Here is a 16,092-nt window from a genome sequence, read left to right on the forward strand (position 1 = left end):
GCGACGTCGAGGGCCTCAGGCAGCGTGAAGTTGCCGTTGTAGAGGGCCTTGCCGACGATCGCGCCTTCGACGCCGAGCGGGACGAGGGAGCGCAGGACCAAGAGGTCCTCCAGGCTGGAAATCCCGCCGGAGGCGACGACAGGCTTGCCGGTCTTTTCCACCATCTGGCGCAGCAGTTCGACGTTGGGTCCCTGGAGGGTGCCGTCCTTGGTGACGTCGGTGACGACGTAGCGCGAGCAGCCGGCCTCTTCGAGGCGTCCGAGGACGTCCCAGAGGTCACCGCCCTCCTTGGTCCAGCCGCGGCCGGCCAGCGTGGTGCCGCGGACATCCAGCCCGACGGCGATCTTGTCGCCGAAGCGCTCGATCACCCGGGCAGTCCACTCCGGGTTTTCCAGCGCCGCGGTGCCCAGGTTCACGCGGGCGACGCCCAGGTCGAGGGCTTTCTCGAGCGACTCGTCGTCGCGCAGGCCGCCGGAGAGCTCCACCTTGATGTCGAGCCGGCCGACCACTTCGCGGAGCAGCTCAGCGTTGGAGCCGCGTCCGAAGGCTGCGTCGAGGTCCACGAGGTGGACCCATTCCGCCCCCTGCTGCTGCCAGTTGAGCGCGGCTTCCAGCGGGGTGCCATAGCTTGTTTCACTGCCGGCCTCGCCCTGGACGAGCCGGACGGCCTGGCCGTTGACGACGTCGACGGCGGGCAGCAGTTCCAGCACGGGCAGCGGGGTTTCGGTGGTCATCGTGGATCCTCGGCTCTTTAGGGGCGGCAGGTGGTGGGGGCTGCGGGGCGTCAGGAGGCGGGCAGCGTCAGGAGGTAGGCGGCGAGCAGCGCCATCGCGGCCAGGATGTAGAACACGGCCTGGACCCAGCGCGGGCTCTTCTGCTGGCGGAAGGACAGCGCGCCGCCGACCAGCAGGCCGGCGAGCCCCATCAACACTATGGACCACATCTAGGCGGTCCCGGTTTCCGTGGACGTGGCTTCCGCGGTCCCGGGACGGACCCGCAGGCCCTCGACCCAGTTGCGCAAGAGCCGCGCACCGGCGTGGCCGGACTTTTCGGGGTGGAACTGGGTGGCGCACAGGGGGCCGTTTTCCACCGCCGCGATGAACGGGGCGCCGTGCTCCGACCAGGTGACGAGCGGCGCTGTCATCCGGGGCTGGATCACGTCGAAGTCCCACTTCTGGACGCCGTAGGAGTGCACGAAGTAGAAGCGTTCGTTTTCGACACCGGCGAAGAGCCGGGAGCCCTCCGGAACGGACACGGTGTTCCAGCCCATGTGCGGCACGACGTCGGCGGGGAGGAGTTCGACCTTGCCGGGCCACTCCCCCATGCCTTCGGCTTCAGTGCCGTGCTCGACGCCGGCTTCGAAGAGGACCTGGAGGCCCACGCAGATGGCCAGCACGGGCCGGCCGCCGGCGACGCGCCGTCCGATCATGCGGATGGCGTCGACGGCCTTGAGCTCCCGCATCACCGTTTCGAACGCGCCGACGCCGGGGACCACAAGGCCATCGGCGTTGAGCACGTCCTCAGGCTTGGAGCTGAGGATAACCTCGGCGCCGGCGCGTTCGAGGGCGCGGACGGCGGAACGGACGTTGCCGGAGCCGTAGTCGAGGACCGTGACGGTGGGCTTGCCCTCGGGCGAGGCCGGCTTCCTGCCGGCGTCCGGGTTGATGATGGCGCCGTCCTGCAGCACCTTGCCGGTCACAGGGCACCCTTGGTCGACGGGATGCCCTTGACGCGGGGATCCGGCTCGACGGCTGCGCGCAGGGCGCGCGCGAAGGCTTTGAACTGGGCCTCGACGATGTGGTGCGGATCCCGCCCGGCCGTGACGTTCATGTGCAGGCAGATTCCGGCGTGCAGGGTGATTGCCTCGAAGACGTGGCGGGTCAGGGACCCGGTGAAGTGTCCGCCGATCAGGTGGTACTCCTGGCCGGCAGGCTCGCCTCCGTGCACGAGGTACGGGCGTCCGGAGACGTCGACGACCGCGTGCGCGAGGGCCTCGTCGAGGGGAACCGTGGCTTCGCCGAACCGGCGGATCCCGGCTTTGTTCCCGAGTGCGGTGCGCAGGACCTCGCCGAAAGTGATGGCAACGTCCTCGACCGTGTGGTGGACGTCGATGTGCGTATCGCCGGTGGCCTTGACCGTCATGTCGATCAGGGAGTGCTTGCTCAGCGCCGTCAGCATGTGGTCGTAGAACGGGACCGAGGTGCTGATGTCCGAGACGCCGGTACCGTCCAGGTTGATCTCGACCAGCACAGATGATTCGCTGGTGGTCCGTTCCATGCGTGCGGTCCGGCCCTCGGCAGCGGTTGATCCGGTGTTGCTCATGTGCGTGTCCTTTGGATGACGACGGTTGGATGACGACGGTGCCCGGCGAACAGGGCAGTGTGGATGTCCGGTGTTAAGTCTAGGCGGGCTGCACTGCGCGGCCGGCCAGGATCCGCTCGAGGGCTTCGAGGAAGGCTGTGGTTTCCGTCTCAGTCCCGGCCGTGACCCGCAGGTGCCCGGGAATGCCAACGTCCCGAATGAGCACGCCGGCGTCGAGCAGCCCCTGCCAGATCTCGTGCGGGTTGTCGAGGCCGCCGAAGAAGACGTAGTTCGAATCCGAAGCAGCCGGCTTGAGGCCCATCCGCCGCAGCTCGGACACAATCCTGTCCCGCTGGCGCTTGATGTCCTCGACGTCTGCCATCAGCGCGACCCGGTGGTGCAGGGCAGCCAGGGCCGTCGCCTGGGTGATGGCCGAGAGGTGGTACGGGAGCCGGACCAGGCGCAGCGCGTCAGTGACCTCGGGCGCAGCCGCCATGTAGCCGACACGGGCACCGGCAAGGGCGAAGGCCTTGCTCATGGTGCGCGAGATAATCAGCCGTTCCCGGCCGGGCAGGAGCGTGAGGGCGCTGGGCGTGCCGTCGTGGGCGAACTCGTGGTAGGCCTCATCGACGATCACGATGGTCTGACTGGCTTCGCCGGCCTCGTACACGGCCTCCACGACGTCGAGCCCCAGGCCCGTGCCGGTGGGGTTGTTCGGGGAGCACAGGAAGACGATGTTGGGCTGGAGTTCGCGGACCTGGCGGGCGGCCGACTCGGCGCTCAGTCCGTAGTCGTCGGCGCGGACGCCGACGATGTACCCGGTGTCCGTGCCGGCGGCCAGCAGCGGGTACATGGAGTAGGTGGGAGGGAACCCAAGGGCGGTGCGGCCCGGGCCGCCGAAGGCCTGGAGGATCTGCTGGAGTACCTCGTTGGAGCCGTTCGCGGCCCAGATGTTGCCCGCCCCCAGTCCGTGACCCAGGTACTCCGCCAGGGCTTCGCGCAGCTCAGTGAATTCGCGGTCCGGATACCGGTTCAGTCCCGCGGCGGCAATCGTGACGGCCTTGGAGATGGCAGCCCGCACATCGGCGGGTACCCCATGGGTGTTCTCGTTGACATTGAGCAGGATGGGGACCTCCAGCTGCGGCGCGCCGTACGGCGTCAGGCCGCGCAGATTGGTCCGGAGGGGAAGTCGGTTCAGGCGCTCTAACTGGTCAGTCACGTCACTAGTTTAAGTGAGATCGCCGCGGGCCCCGAAACTGTGACGCCTCGCAGGGCCCTACTGACGGGATCGAACGCGCTACTTGGACGGGATGAAGAGGGCCTGGCCCGGCACGACGCGGGCGGCCTCGAGGTTGTTCAGCTGGATGATATCGGACACAACGTCCCGGGGATCGCGCTCCGGCGCCACGGCTTCGGCGATGGCCCAGAGTGACTCGCCCGGCTGCACCGTCACGGTCACCGTGGGGGTCAGTGACAGCTCGGAGCCGGATTCCGCAGCCTTGGCGGGTGCGTTGAGGAAGCCGCTAAAGGAGAGAATGAGTGCAGCCAGCAGGATCAGCGGCACGCCGATGAAGACGAAGCGTCCCCGCCGGGTGAGCTTGAGCGGCGCCTGCCGCTCCCGCGGCCCGCGGGTTGCGGGACTGTGCTGGCTCATGGAGCCGTGCTGGCTAGTGGAACTGTGCTGGCCAACGGAGCCGCGCCGGCTGATGGAACTGTCCTGGCTGGCCGGGGCGTGCCCGCTGACGGATGCACCGCCGTCGGGCCGGCCGTAGTTGCCGAATGCGTCGCGGCCGAAAGTGTCGTGAAACGCGCTTGATGCTGACATGAACTGAGCCCTCCTGGACCATACTGTGCCGCCCGGCGTACTCCACGTACTCGCCGCCAACCGGCCTAACCTTCGAACAAAGAACCGAACGTCACGCTATGCCCGACCAGTGCTCCACCCTCAAACAGTGAATGACTAGAACACATATTCGAACCCTGCTTGTTCTGTTTTAGCACTTATTGACGAACATTGTCGAGACTCGCTAGAACAAATGTTTGAAAAAGCTGTGTGGCTGGCCTACGTTTGAGTCAAAGAACAACCACTTCTGCAGTTGATCAGCAGGGTCTGACATTTCAGGCCGGAAGTTCCCGGCAACCGCAGCCACGGCGGCCGGGCGGAACGGAAAGGCGTTGGCGAACATGGCAGCACAAGCCACTGGCGGCAGGGCCACCCAGCGAAGCCCGCAGGCAGCCCGGCCCCCGAAGAGCCTCACCGTCCGGCAAAAGAAAATCCTGGAAACCATCCAGCGCTCGGTCACCGACAACGGCTATCCGCCGTCCATGCGCGAGATCGGCGACACCGTGGGACTGGCCAGTCTTTCCAGCGTCACCCACCAGCTCTCACAGCTGGAAAAACTTGGCTACCTGCGGCGCGATCCCAAACGCCCCCGGGCCATGGAAGTGCTGATGCCGTTGACCCTCGATGAGGGAACCACAAAAATTTCCGGGGCTGTGAAGTCCGGCGGGCTGCGCACAGTCGGCGGCTTGTCCGTGTCCGAGCTTGCAAGCGCCACCGACACCGCCATGGTGCCACTGGTAGGCCGCATCGCCGCCGGCGGGCCAATCCTGGCCGACCAGGTAGTCGAGGACGTCATGCCCCTGCCCCGCCAGCTGGTGGGCCACGGGGAGCTCTTTATGCTCAAGGTCGCGGGAGACTCCATGATCGACGCAGCCATCTGCGACGGCGACTGGGTGGTTGTACGCCAGCAGGGCGACGCCGTCAACGGTGACATTGTCGCCGCATTGCTGGACGACGAGGCAACAGTCAAGACGTTCCGCCAGCGCGACGGCCACACCTGGCTGCTGCCGCAGAACACCCAGTATGAGCCCATCCTCGGCGATCACGCCGTCATCATGGGCAAAGTCGTCTCGGTGCTTCGCTCCCTCTAGGTCCGGTGAGCACCAGCACCGCAGCCCCACCCCCCGGCCGGCGCGTCCGTCCGTACCCCTGGCCCTGGCCCTGACCCACCCTCAGGCCCAGCTGCGGCTATGCGGGCTGCCCGGATTCCTTTGCGAGCCGTTCCAGGGCCGCGAGGGCGATGGCGGGATCTGTGGTGGGCCAGAAGGGCGGCAGGGCAGCGCGGAGGAATCCCCCGTAGCGTTCGGTGGACAGCCGGGAGTCCAGCACGGCCACCACTCCCCTATCCGTCGTTGTGCGGATCAGCCGGCCGGCGCCCTGGGCCAGGCGGATGGCGGCGTGGGTCGCGGAAACGCTCATAAAGCCGTTGCCGCCGGCCTGGGCCACCGCGCGGGACCGCGCCGTCATCAGGGGATCATCGGGCCGCGGGAACGGGATCCGGTCGATCACTACGAGGCGGCAGGAGGTCCCGGGCACATCGACACCCTGCCACAGGGACATGGTGCCAAAGAGGCAGGTGTCCGGTTCATCGGCGAACTGCTTCACGAGAGCGGTCATGGTCGAATCCCCCTGGCAGAGGATGCTCATGTCCAGCCGCGGTCGCATGGCCTCAGCAGCATCCTCGGCGGCGCGCCGGGAGGAGAACAGGCACAGGGCCCCGCCGCCGGAGGCCCGGATCAGCTTCTCGAGCTCGTCAAGGGCTTCCGGCGAGGTGCCGCGGCCGGGCTTGGGCAGGTGCTTCGCAACGTAGAGGATGCCCTGTTTCGGGTATTCGAATGGCGAGCCGACGTCGACCCCGGTCCAGCTGGGGGCGCCGGGTCCGACCAGGCCGAGACCGCCGGCAGCAGGCTCGAAGGCTGACCCGATCGCCAGGGTGGCCGACGTCAGGATGACGGTGTGGTCCGCGAACAGGCCCTCGCGGAGCCGTCCCGCCACACTGAGCGGGGCGACGTTGACCAGGGCGGGCGCTGACTCGTCGGGCTGGGAGTAACCTTGCTGCGGGTCGAAGGTGCTGTTGCGGGAAAACCAGACCACTTCGCGGTTTTCCCGCGCCGCCAGCAGCCGTTCGCACAGCTCCAGGATCACCATGAGGCGGGAGCGCGCGAGCTGCCGGCCGCCGTCGGCCGTGTTGGCACTGTCCCCCTTGGAATCGGAGAGGGCCGCGCGGCACGCGTCCCGCAACTGGTCCACGCAGTCCAACTGTTCGCTGTTGAGGCCGTTGGGCATGAGCCCGCTGGGGACCCCTTCAATGGCGAGTTCGAGGTTGGACGCGGCGTTGTTCAGGGCGTCCACGGTAATGCCGGTGTGCTTCCGGGCCCCGGACGCGGCGGCGTGCACCATCGCGACGGAGAGTTGGCCGGACACGGCGCCGGTCACCCGGTCCTGGAGCTCGTGGGCTTCATCGACAACCACAACGTCGTATTCCGGCAGCACGGCAAGGCCCTCGAAGGCGCTGACGGCGAGCATGGCGTGGTTGGTGACCACGACGTCTGCGTCCGCGGCGTTCTGGCGGGCCAGTTCGCTGAAGCATTCGGCCGCCAGCGGGCATTTCTGCGCGCCGAGGCACTCCATCGAGGTGACCGAGACCTGCCGCCAGGCGCGGTCTGTTACCCCGGGCAGGAGTTCGTCGCGGTCCCCCGTCACGGTGTCCTCGGCCCATTCGCGCAGCCGGACGACTTCCTTGCCGAGCTGGGACGAGGGTCCGCCCATCGCCGCGGCGAAATGCGGCACGGAGGTGTCCTCGCCGAGCGAGAAGAGCTGCCCTTCCGAGGGTTCTTCCGAGGGGAAGCCGCCCTCGAGTTTGTGGCGGCACACGTAGTTGGAGCGGCCCTTGACGAGGGCAATCTTAACGGGCCGTTCGAGCGCCGGAGTGATGGTCTTCAGCAGCCGGGGCAGGTCGCGGCCGACAATCTGGGTCTGCAGGGCCAGCGTGGCAGTGGAGACCAGGGTGGGCTTGTCGCTTACGAGCGAATGGGCGATCAGCGGGATCAGGTACGCCAGGGACTTGCCGGTGCCGGTTCCGGCCTGGACCAGCAGGTGGTCGCCGCTGTCAATCGCGTGCGCCACCTGCCGGGCCATTTCGTGCTGGCCGTCGCGGCTCTGGCCGCCCATGCCCGACACGGCACGGTCGAGCAGTTCAATGACGAACTCCTCGCCGGCCGGGCCGCCTGTCCTGGCTGAACGCTTTCCCGCCGGTACAGTCCCCGCGGCGCCGGTCCCCGCGGCGTCCGCTGGTGTTGGGCCCCCCGTTGCCGGGTCCGCCGCCGCCGGTCCGCCGGTACCTGTCTCCACCCCGGTCACCGCTGCCTCAGTCATTGCTGATGAACGAATCCAGTTCAGCGGCGAATCCTTCGCGCACCATCACAACGGCGCGGGTGCCCGCTTCCTCGTGGTCGAGGCTGAGGATCTCGGCGTCGGTCTCGTGCAGCTTGCTGAGCAGGTCGCCGCGGTTGTACGGGATCATCAGTTCCAGCTTCACGCTGGGCCGCGGGATGCCTTCGCTGATGGCCTTGAGCAGTTCCGGGATGCCTTCGCCCGTGCGCGCCGAGACCACAACGTGGCGCGGTTCGCGCTGCTTGAGCCGTTCGATCACGAAGGGGTCGGCGGCGTCGGCCTTGTTCAGGACGATGATTTCCGGCACCTTGCGTGCGTCGACTTCGCTGAACACCTTGCGGACCGCGGCGATCTGGCCTTCCGGATCCGGGTGGGAAACGTCCACGACGTGCAGGATCAGGTCCGCGTCGGCGACTTCCTCCAGGGTGGAGCGGAAGGCCTCCACGAGCTGCGTGGGCAGCGAACGGACGAAGCCGACAGTATCGGCCAGCGTGTAGCCCAGCCCGTCCGAGGTCTCTGCTTTGCGGACCGTCGGGTCCAGCGTGGCGAACAGGGCGTTCTCCACCAGGACACCGGCGTCGGTCAGCCGGTTCAGCAGCGAGGACTTGCCGGCGTTGGTGTACCCGGCGATGGCTACGGACGGCACGGCATTACGACGGCGGTTGGCCCGCTTGGTCTCGCGGGCCGGCTTCATCGCGGCGATTTCACGCCGCAGCTTGGCCATCCGGGTGCGGATCCGGCGGCGGTCCAGTTCGATCTTCGTTTCACCGGGACCACGCGAACCCATGCCGGCACCGGCACCGCCCACCTGGCCACCGGCCTGACGGGACATCGAGTCACCCCAGCCGCGCAGGCGCGGGAGCAGGTATTCGAGCTGGGCCAGTTCCACCTGGGCCTTGCCCTCGCGGCTCTTGGCGTGCTGGGCAAAGATGTCCAGGATCAGCGCCGTGCGGTCGATGACCTTGACTTTGACGATGTCTTCGAGGCTGCGGCGCTGGGACGGTGCCAGTTCGGCGTCGACGACGACGGTGTCCGCGCCGGTGGACATCACGATGTCCTTGAGCTCCTGGGCCTTGCCGGAGCCGAGGAAGGTTCCGGGGTCGGGCTTGGCGCGGCGCTGGACGATGCCGTCAAGGACCTCCGACCCGGCGGTCTCAGCCAGGGCGGCGAGTTCGCGGAGCGAGTTCTCCGCGTCGGCGAGGGTCCCTTCGGTCCACAGGCCGGCCAGAACGACGCGCTCGAGGCGCAGCTGCCGGTATTCGACCTCGGTGACGTCTTCGAGTTCGGTGGACAGCCCGGCCGTACGGCGAAGGGCGTGCCGTTCCTCCAGGTCCTGCTGGTCCCCGTCGTAGGTGCTGGGTCCCTCGTCCAGCCGGGAGATCGCCTGTGCCTTGCCGAGCACCGAGGTGGGCTCACCGGCGGCCGGGGCTGCCTTCCGGGCAGGGGTGTCCTTGGAGAGGATCCGGTCGATGACAGCCTGGATTTCCGCAGGACTCATGTCCTGGGCTGCTGAATCGGGTCCGGTGTTGGGCTGACTGGTCATGGTCTCCTTTAGAGGTTCGGCAGTTTCAGAATAGTGCCGATCGGTGCTGGGTGGGGCGGTATTCGCGCTGGGCTGACGACTATTGGCCAATTGGGGCCTCCTGGGATGCCTGCGGCAGCGGTGCCGGGGGCAGGGTGGGCTCCGCAAAGGAGCGGTGAGAAGGGGGAAACAGGCGTGGTGGTCGCCTTGAGGAGGGAGAAACTGTCCGCCCGGCCGCGCTCCAGTGAGCACTGCCAAACTCCAAGGGGGTCGGGCGCCAGCGGAGGGTCCTTGTGAGGAGCATCGTGGGTGGCGCACTGAGCGGAAGGTAACTACCTGCGTCGCTGCGGGGACGGGAGTTAACCCGTGCCGGCTACTTGAAGTTCAGGAACATGTCTTTAAGCGTAGCAGACAGCAAAGCTGCCACTCACCGGTGGTCCTGCCGGCTCCTGCCGCATGGACTTGTGTATGTCTCTTCGGGTCTTCCGCCCGGCGCACGCCGGATTTCCACCAGTTTCGCCTGCGGGCCGTCGGCCAACTAATCTGGGCAGTTATGGAGTCTGCACACTATTTCAGCGCCCAGCCTGCCGGGCCGTTCACCCGCAAGCCACTGACCGTGGAGCTGGCCGGTGAAACGAGGCAGCTGCAGACGTCCTCGGGCATCTTCAGCCCGGACAACATCGACAAGGGCACGGCCGTGCTGCTGGCCGAGGCTCCCGCCCCGGCGCCCCAGGGCACGCTGCTGGACATCGGCTGCGGCTGGGGTCCGATCGCGCTGACCATGGCCCTGCGGGCACCGCACTCGCAGGTCTACGCAGTGGACGTCAACGAACGCTGCGTGACCCTGACCAACGAAAACGCGGCCCTGCTGGGACTGGGCAATGTCACGGCCAGCACGCCCGACGCCGTCGACCCGGGGCTCCGCTTCGACACCATCTGGTCCAACCCGCCCATCCGGATCGGCAAGGACGAGCTCCACGCCCTGCTGCTCCTCTGGCTGCCGCGGCTGGCGCCAGGCGGTTCCGCCTGGCTGGTGGTGCAGAAGAACCTGGGGTCGGATTCACTCCAGCGCTGGCTCGCAGCGGAGCTGGACAGCAGCTTCACGGTGACGCGGGAGAGCACCTCAAAGTCGTTTCGCATCCTTCGGGTCAGGAAAGCGTCCCACTAGCCACGATCACCGCGGGGCCGCTGAGCTCGACGTGCTCATGGCCCTCCGCACCGAGGAAGAACTTCACCCCGACGATGCCGCCCGGGACGTGGACGTTCCAGACATCCGGGGCGTCCTGGCCGGCCCAGTGGCGGATCGCGACGGCTGCGGCACAGGCGCCGGTGCCGCAGGACTGCGTTTCGCCGACTCCCCGCTCGTGAACGCGCATCGTGATGGTTCCGACGCCCTCATGGACCAGCGGCTCGGAGGGCACAACGAACTCGACGTTGGTGCCATGGGGCGGGGCCGGATCCACGTGCGGTGCGGTGAACAGCTGCGTGGCCACCAGCTCTGCGAGTTCGGCCAGCGCTACAACGGTGTGCGGATTGCCCATGCTCACGGACAGGGCGGGCCGGGCGACCTCCAGCCCCGCCGCGCTGACCAGCGAGTCCATGGCCCGTGCGGTGGCCTCGCCCGGGAAGATGAACTCCCAGGGACCCATGTCGACGGCGTAGCCGCCGGCGGTGCGGACGATCGTCTTGGCGCCGCCCCGGGTGCCGATGGTCAGTGACTCGCCGGCTGGGAGCTCAACGAGGCCTTCGGTGATCAGGAAGTGCACAAAGACACGGACCCCGTTGCCGCACATCTCGGACAGCGAGCCGTCTCCGTTGCGGTAGTCCATGAACCATTCAGCGTCCGGGTTGTGCGTGAGCAGCTCCCGGCCCTCGGCGAGCAGCCGGGACGGGACGGCGCGGATCAGTCCGTCGCCGCCGATTCCGCGGTGGCGGTCACAGAGTGCGGCGACCTGCTCCGGGGTTACGGCCAGCGTGCCGTTGGGGTCGGCGAGGAGCACAAAGTCGTTGCCCGTCCCGTGGCCCTTGGAAAACTTGAGTCCGCTCAGGGCTGCAGTGTCGCCGGTGGAGTTGCGGTCAGCGGCCACGGCCAGGGTTTCGTCCATGCTCCAAGGTTACCGTTCCGGTGCGGGCCGCCGGAAAATGCCCGCGTCAAAACGTCGCCGTGGAAACTTCCCGTCAGAACTTCCCGTCAAGCGGCGCCGCCGCAGAGCGCCGCGGCCTTCGCCACGAGTTCCGGGTCCTGCCAGTCGAGCCAGTGGATGCGGGGGTCGGCCCGGAACCAGGTGAGCTGGCGGCGGGCGAACTGCCGGGTCGCGACAATGGTTTCCTCCGCTGCCTGCGCCGTGTCCGATTCGCCGTCGAGGACCTTAAGGAACTGGGCATAGCCGAGGGCACGCGGGGCCGTGCGGCCGAGCCGGAGTCCGGCGGCGTCGAGCGTCCGGACCTCCTCGAGCAGCCCGCCCTCCACCATGGCGTGGACCCGGCGGGCGNNNGAGCCGTTCCCGGAGCTGTTCGCGGTCCACCTCGAGCCCGATCTGCACCGCGGGCTGGAAGTACTCGCGGGTGGGCATAAAGGAGCTGAACGGCCGCCCGGTCAGTTCGAACACCTCGAGGGCACGGACAATCCGGCGCGCATCGCCGAGCCGGCCGGCGGAGACCGGGTCCACGCCTTCCAGCCGCGCCCGCAACGGCGCCTGTCCGCCGGTTTCGAGTTCCGTTTCGAGCCGGCTCCGGATGGCAGGATCGGTACCCGGGAATTCCAGCACGTCCAGCACGGCGCGGACGTAGAGTCCGGAACCGCCGGCCAGGATGGCGCGTTTGCCGCGGGCGTGGATGCCGGCAATGAGCTCCCGGGCCTGCTGCTGGAAGTCGGAGACGCTGGCCTCCTCGGTGACGTCCAGGGTGTCCAGAAGGTGGTGTGGCACTCCCCTGCGTTCGGGCCCGGTGATTTTCGCGGTGCCGATGTCCATCCCGCGGTAGAACTGCATGGAGTCGGCGTTGATGACTTCGCCGTCGAGCTCCAGTGCCAGCGAGACGGCGAGATCGGACTTGCCGGAGCCGGTTGGCCCGACGACGGCGATCACGGGCAGCGCCGGTAATGCGCCGTCCGGCGGGGCTCCGGGCCCGGTGTCCTCTTTGTCGGCTTTGTCGGCTTTGTCGGCGGACGCTGTGCCGGCCGGGGCGTCCTGCGGTGCCGTCACGGACTAGCGGCCGCGGACGGGAAGGGTGGGCATGCCCAGGGAGACGCCCGTGGTGCCGGAGGAGGATCCGGGGGCGGGTGCGCCGCAGGAGTCCGCCTGCGACCTGTCCCAGGCGTCGCCGGCGCGGGAACGGCGAAGGCTGTAGTCCTCCGCCGATGCCGGGTCGGCGACGAGGTGGAACGCCGCGGCCTCGGTGATCGTCACCGTGACGAGATCGCCGGGGCGGGGCGACTCGGCGCCGTCGGGTACGGAGAAGTGGACCAGGCGCTGGTCCTGCGACCGGCCGGAGAGCCGGTGGGTTTCCTCGGATTTGCGCCCGGAGTGGGCCGTGACCATGACCTCCACGCGCCGGCCGAGCTGGCGGGCGNGCGTTCTCCTCGGCGGCGATCCGGTCCTGCAGGGCGGTGAGGCGTTCGAAGCGCTCCTGCACCACGGCCTTGGGGAGCTGGTCCGGGAGCTCCGCGGCGGGCGTGCCCGGCCGCTTGGAGTACTGGAAGGTGAAGGCGGTGGCGAAGCGGGACTTCTCCACGACGTCGAGCGTCGCCTGGAAGTCCTCCTCGGTCTCGCCGGGGAAGCCGACGATGATGTCCGTGGAGATCGCGGCATGCGGGATTTTCCCGCGGACCTTGTCCAGGATTCCAAGGAACTTGGTGGAACGGTAGGACCGCTTCATGTCCTTGAGGACCTTGTCCGAGCCGGACTGCAGGGGCATGTGCAGCTGCGGCATAACGTTCGGGGTCTCGGCCATGGCGTCGATGACGTCGTCGGTGAAAGCGGCGGGGTGCGGACTCGTGAAGCGGACGCGTTCCAGGCCGGGGATGTCCCCGCAGGCGCGCAGCAGTTTGGAGAAAGCCTGCCGGTCGCCGAATTCAACGCCATAGGAGTTCACGTTCTGGCCCAGCAGGGTTACTTCGATGGCGCCGTCGGCAACGAGGGCCTGGATCTCGGCCAGGATGTCGCCAGGGCGGCGGTCCTTTTCCTTGCCGCGCAGGGCCGGGACGATGCAGAAGGTGCAGGTGTTGTTGCAGCCGACGGAGATCGACACCCAGCCGGAATAGACAGAGTCCCGCTTGGTCGGCAGCGTGGAGGGGAAGACGTCGAGCGACTCGAGGATTTCGAGTTGTGCTTCGTTGTTGTGGCGGGCCCGTTCCAGCAGGGCCGGCAGGGCGCCGACGTTGTGGGTGCCGAAGACGGCGTCCACCCAGGGAGCCTTTTTGAGGATGGTGTCGCGGTCCTTCTGGGCCAGGCATCCCCCGACGGCGATCTGCATTCCGGGGTTTGCGGCCTTGACCGGCGCCAGGATGCCGAGGTTTCCGTAGAGCTTGTTGTCGGCGTTTTCCCGCACCGCGCAGGTGTTGAAGACCACGACGTCGGCCACTTCCCCGGCGGCGGGGACATAGCCGGCGGCTTCGAGCATTCCGGACATGCGCTCGGAGTCGTGCACATTCATCTGGCAGCCGAACGTCCGCACCTGGTACGTGCGGGCCTGCGGCGCGGAGGGCTGTGCCGCGGCGCCAGGTCCTGACGAGGCGTCGGTGGAAGGGGTGGTGCCGGCTGCTGGGGAGGGAATGGTCAAACTCACCTGTTAAGGGTACCGGGTCGGCGCGGTGCCGGGGCGTGCTCAGAAATCCGGCCCGGCTCCTGCGCCGGAACCTGCCACCGCCTCGTCGAGGACGTCGCCCACGATCCGGAAGGCCTGCGAGGGCTGGTAACCCTTGCGGGCGAGCATGGAAGCGAGCCGGCGGGTGGTTTTGTCCCGCTCGGCGCGGTCCTCGAACCCGGTCACGCCCCGGAGTTTCCGCTGGACCAGTTCGCGGGCCGCAGATTCCTCGGCCTCGTCGCTGAGCTGTTCCAGGGCGACGGCGGCGGTTTCCGCCTCGATGCCTTTCTCGGCAAGTTCCCGGCGGAGCGCGCCCTTCGCCAGTTTGCGGCTCTGCGAACGGGACCGCACCCACATGTCGGCGAAGTCCGCGTCGTCAACAAGCTTCACTTCCTCGAAGCGGTCCAGCACGGCTTCGGCGACGTCGTCCGGGACGTTGCGCTCAGCCAGTTTTCGGGCTAGCTGCAGCCGGCTCTTGGGCGAGTTCGTCAGCTGCCGCAGGACAATGGCACGTGCGACAGCCGCCGGGTCTGCGTCACGGTCCTGCTCGGTGGAAGGACCCGCACGGCGGGTCCCGTTCCCGGCACGTTCCCCGGGCCCGTGATCGCCGGTCCGGCCGGGGGCAGGATCCCGGGAGGGGAATCCTGCCCCTTTGCGCGACCGACGGTTAGAAGCCGTCAACGGCCTTCAGCTTCGGTGATGCTTCGGTCTCGACGGGGGCCTTCACTCCGACGCCGAGCTTCTCCTTGATGAGGCGCTCCAGCTCGGCAGCCAGCTCCGGGTTGTCGCGCAGGAAGCGGCGCGAGTTCTCCATGCCCTGGCCCAGCTGGTCACCGTCGTAGGTGAACCAGGAACCGGACTTCTTGATCAGGCCGTGCTCGACACCCATGTCGATGATCCCGCCTTCACGCGAGATGCCCTGGCCGTAAATGATGTCGAATTCGGCGATCTTGAAGGGCGGCGCCATCTTGTTCTTGACGATTTTGGCCTTGGTGCGGTTGCCGACGGAGTCCGCGCCCTCCTTGAGGGTCTGGATCCGGCGGACGTCGATGCGGATCGAGGCGTAGAACTTCAGCGCCTTACCACCGGTGGTGGTTTCCGGGGAGCCGAAGAAGACGCCGATCTTTTCGCGCAACTGGTTGATGAAGATAGCCGTGGTCTTGGTCTGGCTCAGGCGGCCGGTGATCTTCCGGAGCGCCTGGCTCATCAGGCGGGCCTGCAGGCCCACGTGGCTGTCGCCCATGTCGCCTTCGATTTCCGCGCGGGGAACGAGGGCGGCCACGGAGTCGATGACGATGACGTCAAGGGAGCCCGAACCGATGAGCATGTCCATGATTTCCAGGGCCTGCTCGCCGGTGTCCGGCTGGGAAACCAGGAGCGCGTCGGTGTCGACGCCCAGTTTGGCCGCGTATTCCGGGTCCAGGGCGTGTTCGGCGTCGATGAAGGCGGCGATGCCGCCCAGGCGCTGGGCGTTGGCGACCGCGTGCAGCGCCACCGTGGTCTTACCGGAGGACTCCGGACCGTAGATTTCCACGACGCGGCCGCGGGGCAGGCCGCCAATTCCCAGGGCAACGTCCAAGGCGATGGAGCCGGTGGGAATGACCTCGATGGGCGCACGGACTTCGTCGCCCAGGCGCATTACCGAGCCTTTGCCGAACTGCTTGTCAATCTGGGCAAGCGCTGCGTCGAGCGCTTTCTGGCGATCCGGGGCTGCGGCCATGGTTCACACCTCTAATACTTTCTCGCTGTGGAGTGGCCGTTGCGGGCCCTGTGTAGTGTTCGTGATCAGTGCTGGTGATCGGTGTTCGTGATCAGTGTTGGTAATCAGGTTCGTGATCAGTTTTCGGTCAATACTGAAGCTACTGGCACCCACCGACAAAGTTGCCTGCCTGCCCCGCGTATGTGGAAAACGCTCTGAAAAAAGCATAGTCCTACCCGAACAGATATTCGAACAATCCGTGCGGCGTGTCAGGGGGAAGCCTCGTCAGCGCGGTCTGATGTCGCGGCCCAGCCGGCGCTCGGGGGGGACGTCCTGGACTTCGCACATCGCCAGCCACACCTGCCGGGGAGGAACACCTGCGCTCAGGGCTTGGTCGGCGGTCCGGCCGCCGATGCCCGCGAGGACCAGGGAGCTACTGAGGACGCGGGAGTACCCTGCCCCGAATTCGTCGTCCATAAGGCGCCAAAAGTCACTGATTCGCACCCATAGAGTCTCTCACGGTGCGGCGGG

General features: G+C 67.7%; 14 protein-coding genes and 2 pseudogenes. 2 read left to right on the top strand and 14 right to left on the bottom strand.

The annotated features are described in order from the left end of the window. The 6 genes from priA to K789_RS0110645 form a co-directional block, all read right to left on the bottom strand. Nucleotides 1–734, bottom strand: a 734-nt coding sequence (gene priA / locus K789_RS0110620) for a bifunctional 1-(5-phosphoribosyl)-5-((5-phosphoribosylamino)methylideneamino)imidazole-4-carboxamide isomerase/phosphoribosylanthranilate isomerase PriA (RefSeq protein WP_024366740.1), incomplete at its 3' end; no start/stop codon positions are given. Between the two features lie 50 nt (nt 735–784). Continuing rightward, a complete protein-coding gene (locus K789_RS25635; RefSeq protein ID WP_192815759.1) occupies nt 785–943 on the bottom strand; it encodes a hypothetical protein in 159 nt (52 codons plus the stop codon). Further along, nucleotides 944–1,699, bottom strand: a complete 756-nt coding sequence (hisH, locus tag K789_RS0110630) for an imidazole glycerol phosphate synthase subunit HisH (protein WP_024366741.1) — start codon at nt 1,697–1,699, stop codon at nt 944–946. Further along, entirely contained in the window at nt 1,696–2,322 is a 627-nt protein-coding gene (gene hisB, locus K789_RS0110635; protein ID WP_024366742.1) for an imidazoleglycerol-phosphate dehydratase HisB, read from the bottom strand. The genes hisH and hisB overlap by 4 nt, the downstream gene beginning before the upstream one ends. A 79-nt stretch (nt 2,323–2,401) precedes the next feature. After that, entirely contained in the window at nt 2,402–3,520 is a 1,119-nt protein-coding gene (locus tag K789_RS0110640) for a histidinol-phosphate transaminase (RefSeq protein ID WP_024366743.1), read from the bottom strand. A gap of 78 nt (nt 3,521–3,598) precedes the next feature. Continuing rightward, the gene (locus tag K789_RS0110645; RefSeq protein ID WP_306376536.1) at nt 3,599–4,126 is read right to left on the bottom strand and encodes a LysM peptidoglycan-binding domain-containing protein; all 528 of its coding nucleotides are present in this window, start codon (nt 4,124–4,126) and stop codon (nt 3,599–3,601) included. Nucleotides 4,127–4,485: 359 nt separating this feature from the next. Between K789_RS0110645 and lexA the strand changes: the two genes are divergently transcribed. Beyond that, nucleotides 4,486–5,235 carry a transcriptional repressor LexA gene (lexA, locus tag K789_RS0110650; protein ID WP_024366745.1) on the top strand — a complete coding sequence of 250 codons (750 nt, stop codon included), beginning with the start codon at nt 4,486–4,488 and terminating at the stop codon, nt 5,233–5,235. A gap of 97 nt (nt 5,236–5,332) precedes the next feature. On the opposite strand, the gene K789_RS0110655 is transcribed toward lexA, so the two are convergent. After that, on the bottom strand, nt 5,333–7,519 hold the full coding sequence (locus tag K789_RS0110655) for an ATP-dependent DNA helicase (RefSeq protein WP_024366746.1): 2,187 nt from the start codon (nt 7,517–7,519) through the stop codon (nt 5,333–5,335). Then, a complete protein-coding gene (gene hflX / locus K789_RS0110660; RefSeq protein ID WP_024366747.1) occupies nt 7,512–9,080 on the bottom strand; it encodes a GTPase HflX in 1,569 nt (522 codons plus the stop codon). Before hflX ends, K789_RS0110655 begins: the two co-directional genes overlap by 8 nt. Before the next feature lie 532 nt (nt 9,081–9,612). Between hflX and K789_RS0110665 the strand changes: the two genes are divergently transcribed. Beyond that, on the top strand, nt 9,613–10,227 hold the full coding sequence (locus tag K789_RS0110665; protein WP_024366748.1) for a class I SAM-dependent methyltransferase: 615 nt from the start codon (nt 9,613–9,615) through the stop codon (nt 10,225–10,227). Here the strand turns inward: K789_RS0110665 and dapF are convergent. The 6 genes and pseudogenes from dapF to K789_RS0110695 form a co-directional block, all read right to left on the bottom strand. Continuing rightward, the gene (gene dapF / locus K789_RS0110670) at nt 10,208–11,164 is read right to left on the bottom strand and encodes a diaminopimelate epimerase (RefSeq protein WP_024366749.1); all 957 of its coding nucleotides are present in this window, start codon (nt 11,162–11,164) and stop codon (nt 10,208–10,210) included. The genes K789_RS0110665 and dapF overlap by 20 nt on opposite strands. A gap of 86 nt (nt 11,165–11,250) precedes the next feature. After that, nucleotides 11,251–12,151 (bottom strand): annotated as a pseudogene (miaA, locus tag K789_RS22845) (tRNA (adenosine(37)-N6)-dimethylallyltransferase MiaA). A gap of 114 nt (nt 12,152–12,265) precedes the next feature. Continuing rightward, nucleotides 12,266–13,712 (bottom strand): annotated as a pseudogene (gene miaB, locus K789_RS22850) (tRNA (N6-isopentenyl adenosine(37)-C2)-methylthiotransferase MiaB). A gap of 171 nt (nt 13,713–13,883) precedes the next feature. Then, nucleotides 13,884–14,369 carry a regulatory protein RecX gene (locus K789_RS0110685; RefSeq protein ID WP_035739547.1) on the bottom strand — a complete coding sequence of 162 codons (486 nt, stop codon included), beginning with the start codon at nt 14,367–14,369 and terminating at the stop codon, nt 13,884–13,886. Between the two features lie 160 nt (nt 14,370–14,529). Further along, on the bottom strand, nt 14,530–15,582 hold the full coding sequence (gene recA / locus K789_RS0110690; RefSeq protein ID WP_024366755.1) for a recombinase RecA: 1,053 nt from the start codon (nt 15,580–15,582) through the stop codon (nt 14,530–14,532). A 264-nt stretch (nt 15,583–15,846) separates the two neighbouring features. After that, nucleotides 15,847–16,065 (bottom strand): DUF3046 domain-containing protein, encoded by a 219-nt coding sequence (locus tag K789_RS0110695; protein ID WP_024366756.1) that lies wholly within the window; start codon nt 16,063–16,065, stop codon nt 15,847–15,849. Nucleotides 16,066–16,092 lie beyond the last annotated feature (27 nt).

It is taken from the genome of Arthrobacter sp. TB 26 (assembly GCF_000427315.1).
GTDB lineage: Bacteria > Actinomycetota > Actinomycetes > Actinomycetales > Micrococcaceae > Arthrobacter.